General features: G+C 59.5%; 14 protein-coding genes. 13 read left to right on the forward strand and 1 reads right to left on the reverse strand.

Features of this window, described 5'->3' with window-relative positions:
• Positions 1-103 precede the first annotated feature (103 nt).
• Positions 104-1,750, forward strand: a complete 1,647-nt coding sequence (locus AC1DF8_RS13475) for an acetolactate synthase large subunit (RefSeq protein ID WP_478153882.1) — start codon at positions 104-106, stop codon at positions 1,748-1,750.
• Between the two features lies 1 nt (position 1,751).
• Positions 1,752-3,143 (forward strand): aldehyde dehydrogenase family protein, encoded by a 1,392-nt coding sequence (locus AC1DF8_RS13480; protein WP_478153883.1) that lies wholly within the window; start codon positions 1,752-1,754, stop codon positions 3,141-3,143.
• A gap of 28 nt (positions 3,144-3,171) precedes the next feature.
• On the opposite strand, the gene mug is transcribed toward AC1DF8_RS13480, so the two are convergent.
• Positions 3,172-3,717: a G/U mismatch-specific DNA glycosylase gene (gene mug, locus AC1DF8_RS13485; RefSeq protein ID WP_478153915.1), complete on the reverse strand. Its 546-nt coding sequence runs from the start codon at positions 3,715-3,717 to the stop codon at positions 3,172-3,174.
• Between the two features lie 283 nt (positions 3,718-4,000).
• On the opposite strand from mug, the gene AC1DF8_RS13490 reads away from it, so the two are divergent.
• The 11 genes from AC1DF8_RS13490 (at position 4,001) to AC1DF8_RS13540 (ending at position 14,287) form a co-directional block, all read left to right on the forward strand.
• Complete coding sequence (locus AC1DF8_RS13490; protein WP_478153884.1) at positions 4,001-5,326, forward strand: ABC transporter substrate-binding protein; 1,326 nt, start codon at positions 4,001-4,003, stop codon at positions 5,324-5,326.
• 101 nt (positions 5,327-5,427) lie between these two features.
• Positions 5,428-6,396, forward strand: a complete 969-nt coding sequence (locus AC1DF8_RS13495; RefSeq protein ID WP_478153885.1) for a carbohydrate ABC transporter permease — start codon at positions 5,428-5,430, stop codon at positions 6,394-6,396.
• Positions 6,393-7,346 (forward strand): carbohydrate ABC transporter permease, encoded by a 954-nt coding sequence (locus tag AC1DF8_RS13500; RefSeq protein WP_112972340.1) that lies wholly within the window; start codon positions 6,393-6,395, stop codon positions 7,344-7,346. Before AC1DF8_RS13495 ends, AC1DF8_RS13500 begins: the two co-directional genes overlap by 4 nt.
• Complete coding sequence (locus AC1DF8_RS13505) at positions 7,343-7,558, forward strand: hypothetical protein (RefSeq protein WP_029616411.1); 216 nt, start codon at positions 7,343-7,345, stop codon at positions 7,556-7,558. The genes AC1DF8_RS13500 and AC1DF8_RS13505 overlap by 4 nt, the downstream gene beginning before the upstream one ends.
• Before the next feature lie 3 nt (positions 7,559-7,561).
• The gene (locus AC1DF8_RS13510; RefSeq protein ID WP_018114792.1) at positions 7,562-8,659 is read left to right on the forward strand and encodes an ABC transporter ATP-binding protein; all 1,098 of its coding nucleotides are present in this window, start codon (positions 7,562-7,564) and stop codon (positions 8,657-8,659) included.
• A complete protein-coding gene (locus tag AC1DF8_RS13515) occupies positions 8,652-9,659 on the forward strand; it encodes an ABC transporter ATP-binding protein (RefSeq protein WP_112542435.1) in 1,008 nt (335 codons plus the stop codon). Before AC1DF8_RS13510 ends, AC1DF8_RS13515 begins: the two co-directional genes overlap by 8 nt.
• A gap of 47 nt (positions 9,660-9,706) precedes the next feature.
• Entirely contained in the window at positions 9,707-11,347 is a 1,641-nt protein-coding gene (locus AC1DF8_RS13520; protein ID WP_478153886.1) for a dihydroxyacetone kinase subunit DhaK, read from the forward strand.
• Between the two features lie 46 nt (positions 11,348-11,393).
• A complete protein-coding gene (dhaL, locus tag AC1DF8_RS13525; RefSeq protein ID WP_478153916.1) occupies positions 11,394-11,984 on the forward strand; it encodes a dihydroxyacetone kinase subunit DhaL in 591 nt (196 codons plus the stop codon).
• A complete protein-coding gene (dhaM, locus tag AC1DF8_RS13530) occupies positions 11,981-12,382 on the forward strand; it encodes a dihydroxyacetone kinase phosphoryl donor subunit DhaM (RefSeq protein WP_478153887.1) in 402 nt (133 codons plus the stop codon). Before dhaL ends, dhaM begins: the two co-directional genes overlap by 4 nt.
• Entirely contained in the window at positions 12,379-12,723 is a 345-nt protein-coding gene (locus tag AC1DF8_RS13535) for an HPr family phosphocarrier protein (protein ID WP_112542433.1), read from the forward strand. The genes dhaM and AC1DF8_RS13535 overlap by 4 nt, the downstream gene beginning before the upstream one ends.
• A complete protein-coding gene (locus AC1DF8_RS13540) occupies positions 12,707-14,287 on the forward strand; it encodes a putative PEP-binding protein (protein ID WP_478153888.1) in 1,581 nt (526 codons plus the stop codon). The genes AC1DF8_RS13535 and AC1DF8_RS13540 overlap by 17 nt, the downstream gene beginning before the upstream one ends.
• Position 14,288: the final 1 nt, after the last annotated feature.

The following is a 14,288-nucleotide window of genomic DNA, read 5'->3' on the forward strand; positions in this document are numbered from 1 at the left end:
CGCATTGAGGGTGCGGTTGGTTCGGACGGTAAATCGGCCTATGTTCGGTGCCTCAGTTCTCATCGCGTCGCTGACCGCGGCGTCAAAGCACAGGGCACCTTCCATGACCAAAGGCTCGGATCTCCTTATTGCGGCTCTTGAGAATGAAGGCGTGGAGCGTATCTTCGGCATTCCCGGCGAGGAAAACCTCGACGTCGTCGAATCCATCCGCAAATCCTCAATCCAGCTCGTGCTCACTCGACACGAGCAGGCAGCTGCGTTCATGGCAGCGACGTACGGACGGCTGACGGGCAAGCCTGGCGTATGCCTTACGACGCTTGGTCCGGGAGCGCTGAACCTGTCGACAGGAGCGGCCTATGCTCTTCTCGGCGCGATGCCGATGGTGATGATCACCGGCCAGAAGGGTATTCTTTCATCGCGGCAGGCTCGCTTCCAGATCGTCGACGTCATCGCATCAATGAAGCCGCTGACCAAGCTCACGCGTCAGATCGTCTCGCCGCAGATGATCCCGACTCTGGTGAGGGAGGCGTTCAGGATCTCGCAGGAGGAACGGCCTGGTCCAGTTCATCTCGAACTGCCTGAAGACATCGCTGCAGAGGAGTGTGAAGACATCGCCCTTGTGGCGCCGCATCAGCTTGAACTGCCGACCGCAAGCGATGCCGCGCTTGATCGCGCCGCTGAGCTGATTGCATCAGCCAAGCGTCCATTGCTCATGTTTGGAGCAGCAGCCTCGCGCCCTCGCTCCACGTCGGACATTGCCCAGTTCGTTATTCGAACGCGCATCCCCTATTTCACGACCCAGATGGGGAAGGGAACGGTTCCGGGCGGAACCGAGCTCTATATGGGCACAGCGGCCCTCTCGGAGCGCGACTATGTCCACGAGGCCATCGAGCAGGCAGACCTGATCGTAACAATCGGTCATGACACGATCGAAAAACCGCCGTTCATCATGGGTAAGGGCGGACCGAAAGTCGTCCATGTCGGATATCAGCCCGCGACAGTCGAGCAGGTCTATTTTCCTCAAGCCGAGGTCATCGGGGACATGGGGCCTTCACTGAAGGCGCTCGCCGATCGCCTGGAAGGCAAGCTGCCGAACGCGCAGGCACTTCTTCACCTGAGGGAGCGAATTCTAGACCGCATTGCAGACCGGGCGACCGAAGGACGATTTACACCCCAGAGGCTTGTCCACGACATCCGGGAGGTCATGCCCCATGATGGCATTCTCGCTCTCGACAATGGCATGTACAAGATATGGTTCGCTCGCAACTATCGCACCAGGATGGCGAACACGCTGCTTCTCGACAACGCGCTCGCGACGATGGGAGCTGGCCTTCCGTCGGCAATGGTCGCTTCGATGCTCTACCCGGAACGACGGGTCATGGCGATCTGCGGCGATGGCGGCTTCATGATGAATTCGCAAGAGCTGGAGACTGCCGTGCGGCTCAAACTGAACCTTGTCGTTCTCGTCATCGAGGACGATGCCTACGGGATGATCCGTTGGAAGCAGGCCGTGGACGAATTTCCGGACTTCGGAATGACGTTTGGCAATCCCAACTTCGTCAAGTATGCAGAATCCTATGGAGCCAAAGGGTCTAGGGTCGACGATATCGGTCAGTTCAAACAGGTCCTCGAGGATGCGTTTAGGGGTGGGGGCGTGCATCTGGTCAATGTCCCCGTCGATTATTCGGAGAATGAACGCGTGCTGGTGAAGGAGCTGCGCGAACGGCTCCCGACAATTCTGGAGGCATGAGATGTCGGCTACCCTGAAGGTTTATCAGGCGTTTGATCGAGCGATCATCGCCGAGGTGCCGGTCGATGACGCCGCCGCACTTGATCGCAAGCTGGATATTGCGGCGAAAGCCTTTGCCGATCGCGACGGGTGGATGCCTGCGTATCAGCGCATGGCTGTCCTGAGAAGGGCGTCGGAACTGCTGCGCGACAACAAGGACCGTTTCTCCACGATGATTGCGCGGGAAGGGGGCAAGCCGCTGACGGACGCCATCATCGAAGTCACGCGAGCGATCGACGGGCTGATCAATGCCGCCGATGAGATCCGCAACTTCGGCGGCAAGGAAATCCCGATGGGGTTGACTGCAGCGAGCCTGAACCGTTTGGCCTTCACGACGAAAGAGCCTATCGGTGTTGTCGCGGCGATCTCGGCGTTCAATCATCCCCTCAATCTCATCGTTCATCAAATTGCGCCGGCCATTGCCGTCGGATGCCCGGTCATCGTAAAGCCTGCGGCAACGACACCCATCTCGTGTATCGAAATAGTGAAGCTGCTTTGGGAAGCCGGTCTGGACGAACGCTGGTGCCAGAGCTTCGTCACCGATGACAATGTGCTTGCTGAATCCTTCGCGACCGATCCCCGCGTCGCGTTTTTAAGCTTCATCGGATCTGCGAAAGTCGGCTGGTATCTCAAGAGCAAGCTGCCGCCCGGCACGCGATGCGCGCTTGAACATGGCGGTGCCGCACCGGTTATCGTTGATCGAAGTGCGGATGCGGGCGCAGTCGTCAATCCCATAGTCAAAGGCGGCTACTATCATGCTGGCCAGGTCTGTGTCTCGGTCCAGCGGATATTCGTGCACGACGATATTCTGGAGCCGTTCACCGAGAAACTTGCTGCCGCGGTCGCAGCCCTTCGGGTTGGCGATCCAACACTCAAGCAAACCGAAATGGGGCCGCTGATCCTGCCCCGCGAAACGGAGCGAGTATCGAACTGGATCCGGGAAGCCGTCGATGCAGGAGCAAAACAGCTCGGAGGCGGCCGTCTGTCGGAAACGACGCTTTTGCCCTCGGTCCTGCTCAATCCGCCTGCGGACGCAAAAGTTTCGCAACTCGAAGTCTTCGGCCCGCTGACCTGCGTCTACGGTTACCGGAACCTCGACAATGCGATTGAGAGTGCCAATTCGCTGCCATATGCGTTTCAGGCGAGCGTATTTTCCTCCGATATCGCCGTCGCGCTCCGTGCGGCGAAACGTCTGGATGCCGCGGCCGTTCTCGTCAACGACCATACTGCGTTCAGGACGGACTGGATGCCGTTTGCAGGTCGCCGTCAGTCCGGTTACGGCATCGGCGGTATCCCTTGGACAATGCAGGAGATGGCGGATGACAAGATGGTCGTATTCAATGGAGTAAGCTAGTAGGCGTAGGCACGCTCGCGGATGGAGCTCAACCGATGCGTGGCTGGATTTCGGCTTTCAGATCGCGGTAATAGGCAGTCAGCCGATCGAGACCAAAAGCTCTGTTGAGCCCGCTGGGGTTCGGTAGAACCCAGGTGTTAGCGCCGGCGAACACCTCGCTCTGTCTTCCCCAGTCGCAGTCCGCCCGCGCGCTGATCGCCGCAAAGGCAGCCTTGCCGAGAAAGGCCAGATTTGCCGGCGCGAACTTGGTTATCTTCGCTTCGAGCAGCGGTGCTGCCCTTTTATAATCGTCCAGCCTCAATTCGCTGGCGCTCTTCGTGGCCCGCGAGACGGCAGCAGTGATGCCGCATCCATACTCGAGCAACTCTCGCTCTTCATCGGCGCGCAGGAGGCGCGACGTAAAGCCGGAAAGGTGCAGCACCCTCCAGAAGCGGTTGCTGGGAGAGGAGAAATTGTGGCCGTCCCGGACTGCTGTGAGCGCGGGGTTCAAGCCACAAAAGACAACCGACAGACCAGGGCCGAGTACGTCCGAAAGACCGAGCGCCGCCTGTTGCATATCCCCGCTGTGATCCATCTGCGCAGACACCAGCCGATTTCCTTTCAATTGATTGAGCATACCCGGCGTGTTTCCTCCTGCCCATAGCTTCGTCCTGACCTCAAGTCATCAAGCCACCGCCGGGCTGCATCGTCACGGGATGGATCATCGGCTGCGGAGATTGTCGCTTGCAATGTTTATAAAATTGTCTATTACTAAACATATTGCTAAACATGAGAGTTGAGGAGTTCATGTAGGCAGTCTCTGAAATTGGTGGACTTGCATGTCGGCGGGGAGCCGGCCTTGGTTCTGGGAGGAACGTATGCAAAAGAAATCGAAAGCCCTTCTCGGGCTGGCCTCGGCATTTGTCATGTCGTCGGCGCTGCCCAATCTCGCAAAAGCCGATCAACTGACACTTTGCTGGGCGGCTTGGGACCCGGCCAACGCGCTTGTTGAGCTCTCGAAAGATTTCACCGCCAAAACTGGCACCGAAATGAAGTTCGAGTTCGTGCCGTGGACGAGTTATGCCGACCGTTTTCTCAACGAACTGAACTCTCACGGAAAGCTCTGCGACCTGATCATTGGCGACAGCCAGTGGATCGGCGGCTCGGCGGAAAACGGCCACTACGTCAAGCTTAACGACTTCTTCGACAAGGAAGGCATCAAGATGGATGACTTCGTGCCGGCGACGGTGGTTGGCTATTCGGAATGGCCGAAGAATACGCCGAACTACTGGGCGCTGCCCGCCATGGGCGATGTCGTAGGCTGGACCTATCGCAAGGACTGGTTCGAGCGGCCTGAATTGCAGAGGGAATTCAAGGAAAAATACGGGCGGGAGCTCGCAGCGCCCAAGACCTACGACGAACTGAAACAGATCGCCGAGTTCTTCCAGAAGCGCGAAATCGACGGGAAGACCGTGTACGGTGCTTCGATCTATACCGAGCGCGGTTCCGAAGGCATCACGATGGGCGTGACCAACGTGCTGTATGACTGGGGTTTCCAGTACGACAACCCTGACAAGCCATATGAGATGGAAGGTTTCGTCAATTCTCCCGATGCTGTGAAGGGGCTGGAATTCTATAAGGCGCTCTATGATTGCTGCACTCCGCCCGGCAGCTCCAATGTCTACATGGTCGAATCTGCCGATGCTTTCAAATCCGGCCAGGTCGCCATGCAGATGAATTTCGCCTTCACCTGGCCTGGCCTCTACAAGGACGAGAAGGTGGGTGGCGACAAGATCGGTTTCTTCCCCAATCCGGCCGAAAAGAAGCACTTCGCTCAGCTCGGCGGACAGGGCATCTCGGTCGTTTCCTATTCCGACAAGAAGGACRCCGCCCTGCAATATATCAAATGGTTCGCCCAGCCCGAGGTGCAGGCGAAATGGTGGCAGCTCGGCGGATATTCCTGCCTGAAATCGGTGGTGAACGCTCCTGACTTTGCTTCCAGTCAGCCCTATGCCCAGGCATTCCTGGACTCGATGGCGATCGTGAAGGATTTCTGGGCCGAGCCGAGCTACGCAACCCTGCTTCAGGATATGCAGAAGCGCGTTCATAACTATGTCGTGGCCGGCAACGGCACCGCTCAAGAGGCGCTTGATGGCCTGGTGAAGGACTGGACCGAAGTCTTCAAGGACGACGGCAAGATCTAGTGTCCGGCTGGATGCGCAAATTTCTTGCCAGAATGGCGGCCCGGATCGCCAAGACTGCCGGGCCGCCACATGTGTCACATACGCAAGGACCAGGTGATACCTTGAACATTTCCTCTTCCTCCATGGTCGAGAAAGCTGCAGATGCGACTGCCAGGGCGACACCGACAACGGTCGCCCGCCGCGTCCGCGGACTGTCCGATCGAGCGATTGCCTGGGTGTTTATCGCGCCCACCATCATCCTGCTTCTCGCCATCAACATCTTTCCGCTAATCTGGGCGATCTACCTGTCGTTCACGAATTATCGCGCCAACCGCCCGAATGCGCCGGTCCAGAACGTTGGATTGGGCAATTACGAGCGGGTGCTGACCGATCCCGACATCTGGCAGGCGATGCAGACGACGGCGCATTTCGTCTTCTGGACGATCCTGCTGCAGACCGTCATCGGCTTTACGCTCGCCTATCTGATCGACCGCAAGTTTCGCGGCCACGCCTTCTGGACGACGCTGATCCTGATCCCGATGATGCTGTCTCCAGCTGTCGTCGGCAATTTCTGGCGCTTCCTCTACGAGCCACAGATCGGTCTTTTCGCCTATGCCGTTTCCCTGGTCACCGGCATCCCCACAGCCGACATCCAGATGCTCGGCAGCGTGTCACTGGCCCCTTGGGCGATCATCATCGTCGATACCTGGATGTGGACGCCGTATGTCATGCTGATCTGCCTGGCAGGTCTGCGCTCCATCCCCGATTATATCTACGAGGCAGCCGAAGTGGACCGCGCCTCCGCCTGGCGGCAATTCTGGTCGATCACCGTGCCAATGGCACTGCCGTTCATCATGCTTGCGGTGCTGTTCCGCGGTATCGAGAATTTCAAGATGTTCGACATGGTGACACTGCTGACAGGTGGTGGCCCGGGCTCGACTACCGAAGTTGCCTCCATCACCTTGAAGCGGGCCGCCTTCGAGAGCTGGGCAACCGGGCGGGCGTCGGCATTTGCCATCGTCCTCTTCGTTGCCGTGTTCGGTCTCGCCAACATCTATGTCAAGGCACTCAACAAGGTGAAGCAGCGATGAGCTCGGTTACCTCAGCCCATTCGGTCGTCGAGCCGAGCCCGACCAGCAAGAGGATTGCAGGCGCTATCGTGATCCTCTACGCCCTGATCACGATGATCCCGCTCGTCTGGATCTTCTTGACCAGCATCAAATCCCCGCCGGATTCCATCAGCTACCCTCCGAAGATCATCTTCCAGCCAACGTTGGAAGGCTATTGCAATCTGCTGACAACGAGAACGCGCCAGACGCCCGAATATATTGCCTCCCTTCCTGCACCGACCGGCACCTGTGATGAGGTGACCCGTAAGCGCAACATGGTCATTGCCGGACCCTCGAATTTCCTGCCGCGCTTTGTCAATTCTCTGGTGATTGCTTTCGGCTCGACCTTCCTGGCCGTATCGTTGGGAACCCTTGCCGCCTATGGATTTTCGCGCTTCAAGGTGCCGCTCGCCGACGACCTTTTGTTCTTCATCCTGTCGACGCGCATGATGCCGCCAATCGCGGTCGCCATACCGATCTATCTGATGTACCGCGAGCTTGGCCTCTCCGACACGGCGCTGGGCATGATCCTGCTCTACACGGCGGTCAATGTCTCGCTCGCCGTCTGGCTGCTGAAAGGCTTCATTGACGAGATCCCGCGCGAATATGAAGAGGCTGCGATGATCGACGGATACACCCGGCTGCAGGCGTTCTGGAAGGTCGTCCTGCCGCAGGCAACCACAGGCATCGCCGCCACTGCGATCTTCTGCCTGATCTTTGCCTGGAACGAGTATGCCTTTGTCGCATTGCTGACCTCGGGTGAGGCCCAGACGGCACCGCCATTCATCCCGACCATCATCGGCGAAGGCGGCCAGGATTGGCCGGCCGTTGCTGCGGGAACGACGATATTCCTGATTCCGATCCTCGTCTTTACCATCCTGCTACGCAAGCAGCTCCTGCGCGGCATCACTTTCGGAGCGGTTCGCAAATGACCAATCTCATCGAGACCCCGCGCCCATCCTCCCGCCCGAAACGACCCTTCTTTTTACGCAGGGGGCCCATGGAGAACATTGCAACCGCCCTGATTGCCATTGGTTTCCTCATGCTCTTCCAGCCGTTTTTTCTCATGCTCTATACCTATTCGCTGGTAACGCTGCTCGCAGGCACTGCCATGTTCATCATCGTCTCGAAGTTTCCGGAGTGAGCCATGGCGGACATCAGGATAGAACATCTCCGCAAGCAGTTCGGCAGCTTCGTGGCTGTGCAGGATTCGAGCTTCGTCATCCATGACGGTGAGTTCCTGGCTCTGCTCGGCCCCTCGGGCTGCGGCAAGACGACGACATTGCGTATGATCGCCGGCCTGGAATTGCCGACCAGCGGCAAGATCTATCTCGACGGGGAGGACGTCACCTTCAACCGCGCCAGCGCCCGCGATATTGCCTTCGTCTTTCAGCTTTTTGCGCTCTATCCCCATATGAACGTGCGCAAGAACATCGGCTTTCCGCTGCTGTCGCAAGGCATGCCTAAGGCTGAGATCCGCCAACGCGTGGAAGAGACCGCACGGCTGCTGCAGATCGATCATATTCTGAACCGATCCGTCTCCGGACTCGCGGGCGGCGACCGTCAGCGCGTTGCCCTCGGCCGCGCGATCGTACGCCGCCCGAAGTGTTTCCTGATGGATGAACCGCTTGGGACGCTGGACGCCGAATTCCGCGAGGTTATGGTCCATGAGCTGCGCGAACTGCATAACCGCATCCACGCGACGACGGTCTATGTGACGCATGATCAGCATGAGGCGATGGCCATGGCCGACAAAATCGCCGTGATGAACCACGGCGTCATCGAGCAATTCGGGACGCCGCAGGAAATCTACAGCAAGCCGGCCACCATGTATGTTGCCGATTTCATCGGCTCACCGCCGATGAATTTCATGCGCTTCACCTCAGGCCTCCGCAGCGGCGACCAGTCCGTCTCGCTGCATGGCGTCGATGTCAGCATACCCGAGGTGCGCCAGGATCTGACGGAGACTGAATTGGCGCTTGGCGTCAGGCCGGAACACATCCGCTTCAGTGATACTTCCCCCTTGCGCGGCGCCGTCTACGGCAGCGAATATCTCGGAACCAATCAGGTGGTGGCGATCGAGACCTCGAGCGGCGTCATCAAGGCACGCGTTCCGGCGAACCGCAACTTCCGCATCGGAGAGACAGTTGGCCTTGAGTTCAATCCGGCCAAGCTTGCACTGTTCGATTGCCAATCGGGCCGCGCCATCGCCTCGGCACTCTATTCGGAGGAGCGTCATGGCTGACATCGCGCTCAAGGGCCTCAACAAGCGCTTCGGTGACACGCAGGCTCTTTCTGATTTCAACCTTTCCATCCGCGACGGTGAGTTCGTCGTTCTGCTTGGACCGACCGGCGCCGGCAAGACGACGACGCTGCGCCTTATTGCCGGCCTGGAGCGCCCCGACAGCGGTCGCATTGACATAGGCGGTCGAAGCGTCGCAAGCGAAGCACCGGCCGAGAGGGATGTTGCCTTCGTCTTCCAGCAATATTCGCTCTATCCGCACATGACGGTCTACGACAACCTTGCGTTTCCGTTGCGGGCGCCGGTGCGCAGGCTGACAAACGAAGAGATCGACCGTCGCGTCCGCGAAATTGCGCGCATGGTCAGGATCGACCACAAGCTCGAGAACCGTTCGACGCGTCTGTCGGGAGGCGAAATGCAGCGCGTTGCAATTGGCAGGGCGCTGGTGCGCCGGCCCGCCATCTACCTGATGGACGAACCGCTGTCATCGCTTGATGCGAAGCTGCGTGCGGAACTGCGTCTGGAACTGAAACGCATCCAGAAGGAACTCGGCTCGACACTGCTCTACGTAACCCACGACCAGGTCGAAGCCATGACGATGGCGGACAGGATCGGCATTGTCTCGGAGGGAAGGCTGCTGCAAATCGGAACGCCCCGTGAAATCTATGGCAATCCGGCCAGCCTTCACGTCGCCGCGCGTCTGGGGCAGCCCCACATCAACCTTCTGCCGACCGATCTTCTTCCGGGCGCCAATCCGCCGCCGGGAACGAAGACGATCGGCGCGCGAACAGAGCATCTCGACATCCTTGTCGATCAGAATGCTGAAGCGAAGATCGATTGGATCGAACATCTGGGGGATCAGAACCACCTTCATATAAAGGTGCGAGATCACAAGCTGGTTACGCTTGCCGATCCATATCTGGCGATCCGGCCGGGTGATCGAATAAGCTTGACGCTGCGCGATCCACTCTATTTCGATGCCAGCGGCCAACGCCTTGGATAAGCAACTGAAAGAAACGAACTCACTGGCATGAAAGACGGGTCCTCTCCATGAAACATTTCTTCAATCGCCGGGAAACCATCGTCACCGAAGCCCTGGATGGCCTGATCCAGACAAGCGGCGCCGGTCGTCTTGCCCGTCTCGACGCGTTCCCGGAGATCAAGGTCATCCTGCGTGCCGACTGGGACAAGTCGAAGGTCGCCATTATCTCCGGCGGGGGCGCAGGGCATGAGCCTTCGCATGCGGGCTTCGTCGGCAAGGGCATGCTGACTGCGGCAGTATCTGGCGAGATCTTTGCCTCGCCGAGCGTCGATGCGGTGCTGACGGCGATCCGCGCCGTCACCGGGCCCAAGGGTGTTCTGCTGGTCGTCAAGAACTATACGGGCGATCGCCTCAATTTTGGTCTCGCTGCCGAAAAGGCGCGCGCCGAAGGTTTCGATGTCGAGATGGTCATCGTTGCCGACGATATCGCGATCCCCGGTATCATCCAGCCCCGCGGCGTCGCCGGTACGCTGTTCGTGCACAAGATCGCCGGCTATCACGCCGAAGCAGGCGCCGATCTCAAGACGGTGGCGAGCCTTGCGACCGCCGCAGCGGGCAGCATTGTTTCGCTCGGCATGTCGCTGTCAACCTGTAACGTGCCGGGCCAAACGCATGAGGATCGACTGGGTCCCAATGAAGGCGAACTCGGTCTCGGTATCCACGGCGAGCCGGGGGTCGAGCGCATTTCCTTGCAGCCGATTGCCAATCTGGTTGCGACCATGACGGAGCGACTGGCGGCAAAGCTCGATGCTGCGGACGGTCATGCGCTGCTGATCAACAACCTTGGCGCCGTGCCTCCGCTTGAAATGGGTGTCATCGCCAATTCTGTGCTGTCGTCACCGATCGCCAGCCGTGTTCGGTTGATCGTTGGACCGGCGCCGATGATGACCGCTCTCAATATGAACGGCTTTTCCTTGTCGCTCATTCGACTGGACGCCGAGCGTGAAGCCGCTCTTAGGGCCGCCGTCGAGCCCCATGCCTGGCCGCCCGCGACGGAGCGACACGAGATCGCTATCCTTGCCGCGCCGCAACGGGCGTCGACGCAAAGCGAAGCGGTACCCGCCAGCGATGATAGGGATAATCGTCGTCTGCTGACCGCACTTTGCGAGCATCTGATTTCGCTGGAGGAACAGCTTAACCAACTGGATGGCCGGGTTGGTGATGGCGATACCGGTTCCACTGTCGCAACCGGAGCCCGCAGCATCCTTACCCGCATCGACATGCTTCCGCTGAAAGATCCTGCCGCGACGATGGCCTCCATCGGTGAGATACTGAGCACGAGCATGGGCGGCTCCAGCGGCGTCCTTCTCTCGATCTTCTTCACGGCCGCATCGAAGTCCATGGCCGAAAAGGCGGATATCGCCGCTGCCCTGCTTGCCGGACTTGATCGGATGACGTTCTATGGAGGCGCTGCTGTGGGTGACCGCACGATGGTCGACGCACTTTCTCCTGCGCTGGCGGCCCTTTCTTCAGAGGGTGTCGCAGCCGCGGCAAGGGCGGCAACGGCAGGTGCCGAGGCGACAAAAGCGATGCGACAGGCAAAGGCCGGTCGTGCCTCCTACGTTGGCGAAAGGGATCTCGAAGGCGTCCCCGATCCGGGTGCCGTGGCCGTGGCGGGTGTATTCGAGGTCGTCGCAACGCTCGTATGAGTTCTGGAGGCGGGAGGCTTAGGTGCTGGCAGAACCGGTTCTTCTCATGGGATTGATCGAAGCTTGCCGTGCGACGATCGCTGCAAACAGCGAGCACTTGTGCGCTCTTGACCGCGCCATTGGTGATGGCGATCACGGAACGAACATGCGGCGGGGCTGCGAAGCGGTGAGTGCCGAGGACGCCTCGGTTTCAACCCTTCCCCTGCCTGATGCGCTCGAGAAAATTGGCCTTACGCTCGTGATGAGCATCGGCGGAGCGGCGGGCCCGCTTTACGGAACGCTGCTCATGGAAATGGGCCGTGAGCTCCGTGCCGCAGAGGAAGAGAAAGACTTTTCTTCCGCACTGAAACAGGCGATCAACGCTGTCGCGCGTCGTGGTCGCTCGCATCCCGGAGACAAGACGCTTCTTGATGTTCTCTATCCCGTCCAGGACGCGCTCGCTCATCGATTGCCTTGGACGGACATTGCACGCCAGGCCGAACGTTCAGCCGAGCTGACCGCAGCGATGAGGGCCACGCGCGGGCGTGCCTCCTATCTCGGAGACCGGTCGATCGGCCATGTCGATCCCGGCGCCTCAAGTTGTGCGCTGCTGACAACTGCGATCTGCCGCTACCTCGAGGAGTACCGACCGGTATGAGTGGGAAAGGCCCCAATGTCGGGATTGTGATTGTTTCCCACTCGCCGCTTGTTGCGCGTGGTACTGCCGATATGGTGAAGCAGATGGTGGGCGACAGCGTGCCGCTTGCCTGGTCGGGCGGCAACAGCCACGGCGAGCTTGGAACGGATGCCCGCGGTATTCTCACAGCCATCGAAGAGGCCTGGTCTGAGGCGGGCGTCGCCGTCTTCGTGGATCTTGGGGGAGCCGAGACCAACAGTGAAATGGCGGTTGAGATGCTTGGCTTGCCGCGGTCGAAGCAGGTAACGATCTGCAATGCGCCCGTCGTGGAGGGGGCTGTTATCGCAGCAGCCGAGGCTTCCGGCGGCGCATCGTTGACAAAGGTCGTTGCGACGGCAGAGGAGCTATCACCCTCATGAACGGTGGATTGCGCGTAGAAAGCCGCGAGGGTGAGCAGATGCACGCCAGCTGCCAGACGGAAGTCGAGGTCAAGCATGGTGTAGGGTTGCATGCCCGGCCCTCGGTCACATTCACCCGGCTTGCAAAATCGTTTCCCTGCTCGATCGAAGTCGCGATCAACGGGAGTGATGTCTGGCTGAATGGAAAGAGCATCATCAAGATCATGGGTGCCAGGATCCGCAAGGGATCGTTGCTGAGGATTCGCGCAGAGGGGATCCTCGCCGAGGAGGCGGTTCGCGCATTGAAGGGTCTCGTCGAGCGTAATTTCGATGAGGAAAAGAAGCATGGTCGCACCGCCTAAATTGAAAGCGATAGGCGCGTCGCCAGGCATTGCGGCCGGACCCGTCTATGTCGCTCAGCCGATCCCCGCCGTCGCGTCGCCGGCATCAAGCCTTTCCGGCCACGCAGCGCTAGGCGATGCCATCGACAAGGCTGTCCGCGAATTACGCGACCTTGCAGGCGGGACAGATCCCGAAAGTCGCGAGATCATCGAGTTTCAGATCGAAGTGCTGCAGGACCCGACGTTGATGGAGATGGTCGGTGCCCTGATCGATGCCGGCGAAAATATGGAATTTGCCTGGGTCGAGACACTCGATGACTATATCCGCGAGCTGGAATGCGCGGAGGAAGAACGTTTGCAGGCGCGTGCGGTCGACATTCTCGACGTCAAAAATCGCGTCCTTTCGATCCTTGCCGGGGCGCCGATCGACGACTTTCCCGCAGGCTCCATCTATGTTGGAAAGGACATGGAGCCCAGTCGGTTCCTGGCACATGACTGGTCGGCAGGTGGGGGTATCGCTCTTTATGCCGGCAGTGCCGTCGGCCACGTCGCCCTGCTTGCCAGGTCTCGCTCGGTGCCAATGGTCATTGGTGCCGGTCAATTCGCGACGGACAAGGGACAGCATATCGGGGTTGATGGCGATTCAGGTATCATCACGCTTCAGATAACCGAGCGGAGGGAGCAGTTGACCCCGCCCGAACAACGCTCGGTGGGCATGGCATCGATAGCCGACAACGGCACCTTGTGCACGGCCGACGGTTCTCCGGTCCTGTTGGCTATCAACGTCAACGCGCCCAACGAAATCGATGCGGTCGATGCTGCGACAACCGCCGGCATCGGGTTGATGCGCTCCGAATTTGCCCTAACATCGCTTGGGGACGCCGCAAACGAAGAAAAACAGTTCGAGATCTACCGCCGCCTACTGGATTGGGCAGACGGCCGGTCAACGACAATTCGCATGCTGGATATAGGCGGCGACAAACCGCTCGCGGGACTTGCCGAAGCACCATCGCTGCGCGGTATCCGTCTTCTGCTCGCCCGGCCGGAGATCGCACGTGTTCAAGCCCGCGCGCTGCTACGCGCGGCAGTTTTCGGCAATCTTCATATCATGCTGCCGATGGTGATGTTTCCATCCGACGTGGACGACATCAGGCAGATTTATCGTGAAGAGTCTGACGAGCTTGCTCGGCGAGCCGTCCCGCATCGCATACCCCCGATCGGGATGATGGTAGAGGTCCCGGCGGCCGCGCTCATGCTGGATGAGTTCGAAAGCGCTGACTTCTTTTCGTTCGGGACGAACGACCTTGCACAATATCTCGTCGCATCGCCACGCGAGGACTCCGACTTCGCGCGTTATCAGGTCAAGGCGGTGCCGGCCGTACTGCGTCTGCTGACTCAGGCTATAAAACTCGCCGGGAGCAAACCGGTCAGCATCTGCGGCGACATGGCGGGGGATCCGTCCCTCACCGCGAACCTGCTTGCCGCAGGCATACGGCATTTTTCCGTGGCGCCTGCTCAGCTTCCCGCGATAAGATCGGCAATCGTCAGCCTGAGGGCAGATGGGACAAAGGCAGCCGGAGAATAGG

The sequence above is a fragment of the Rhizobium sp. 05N49 genome, assembly GCF_056396805.1.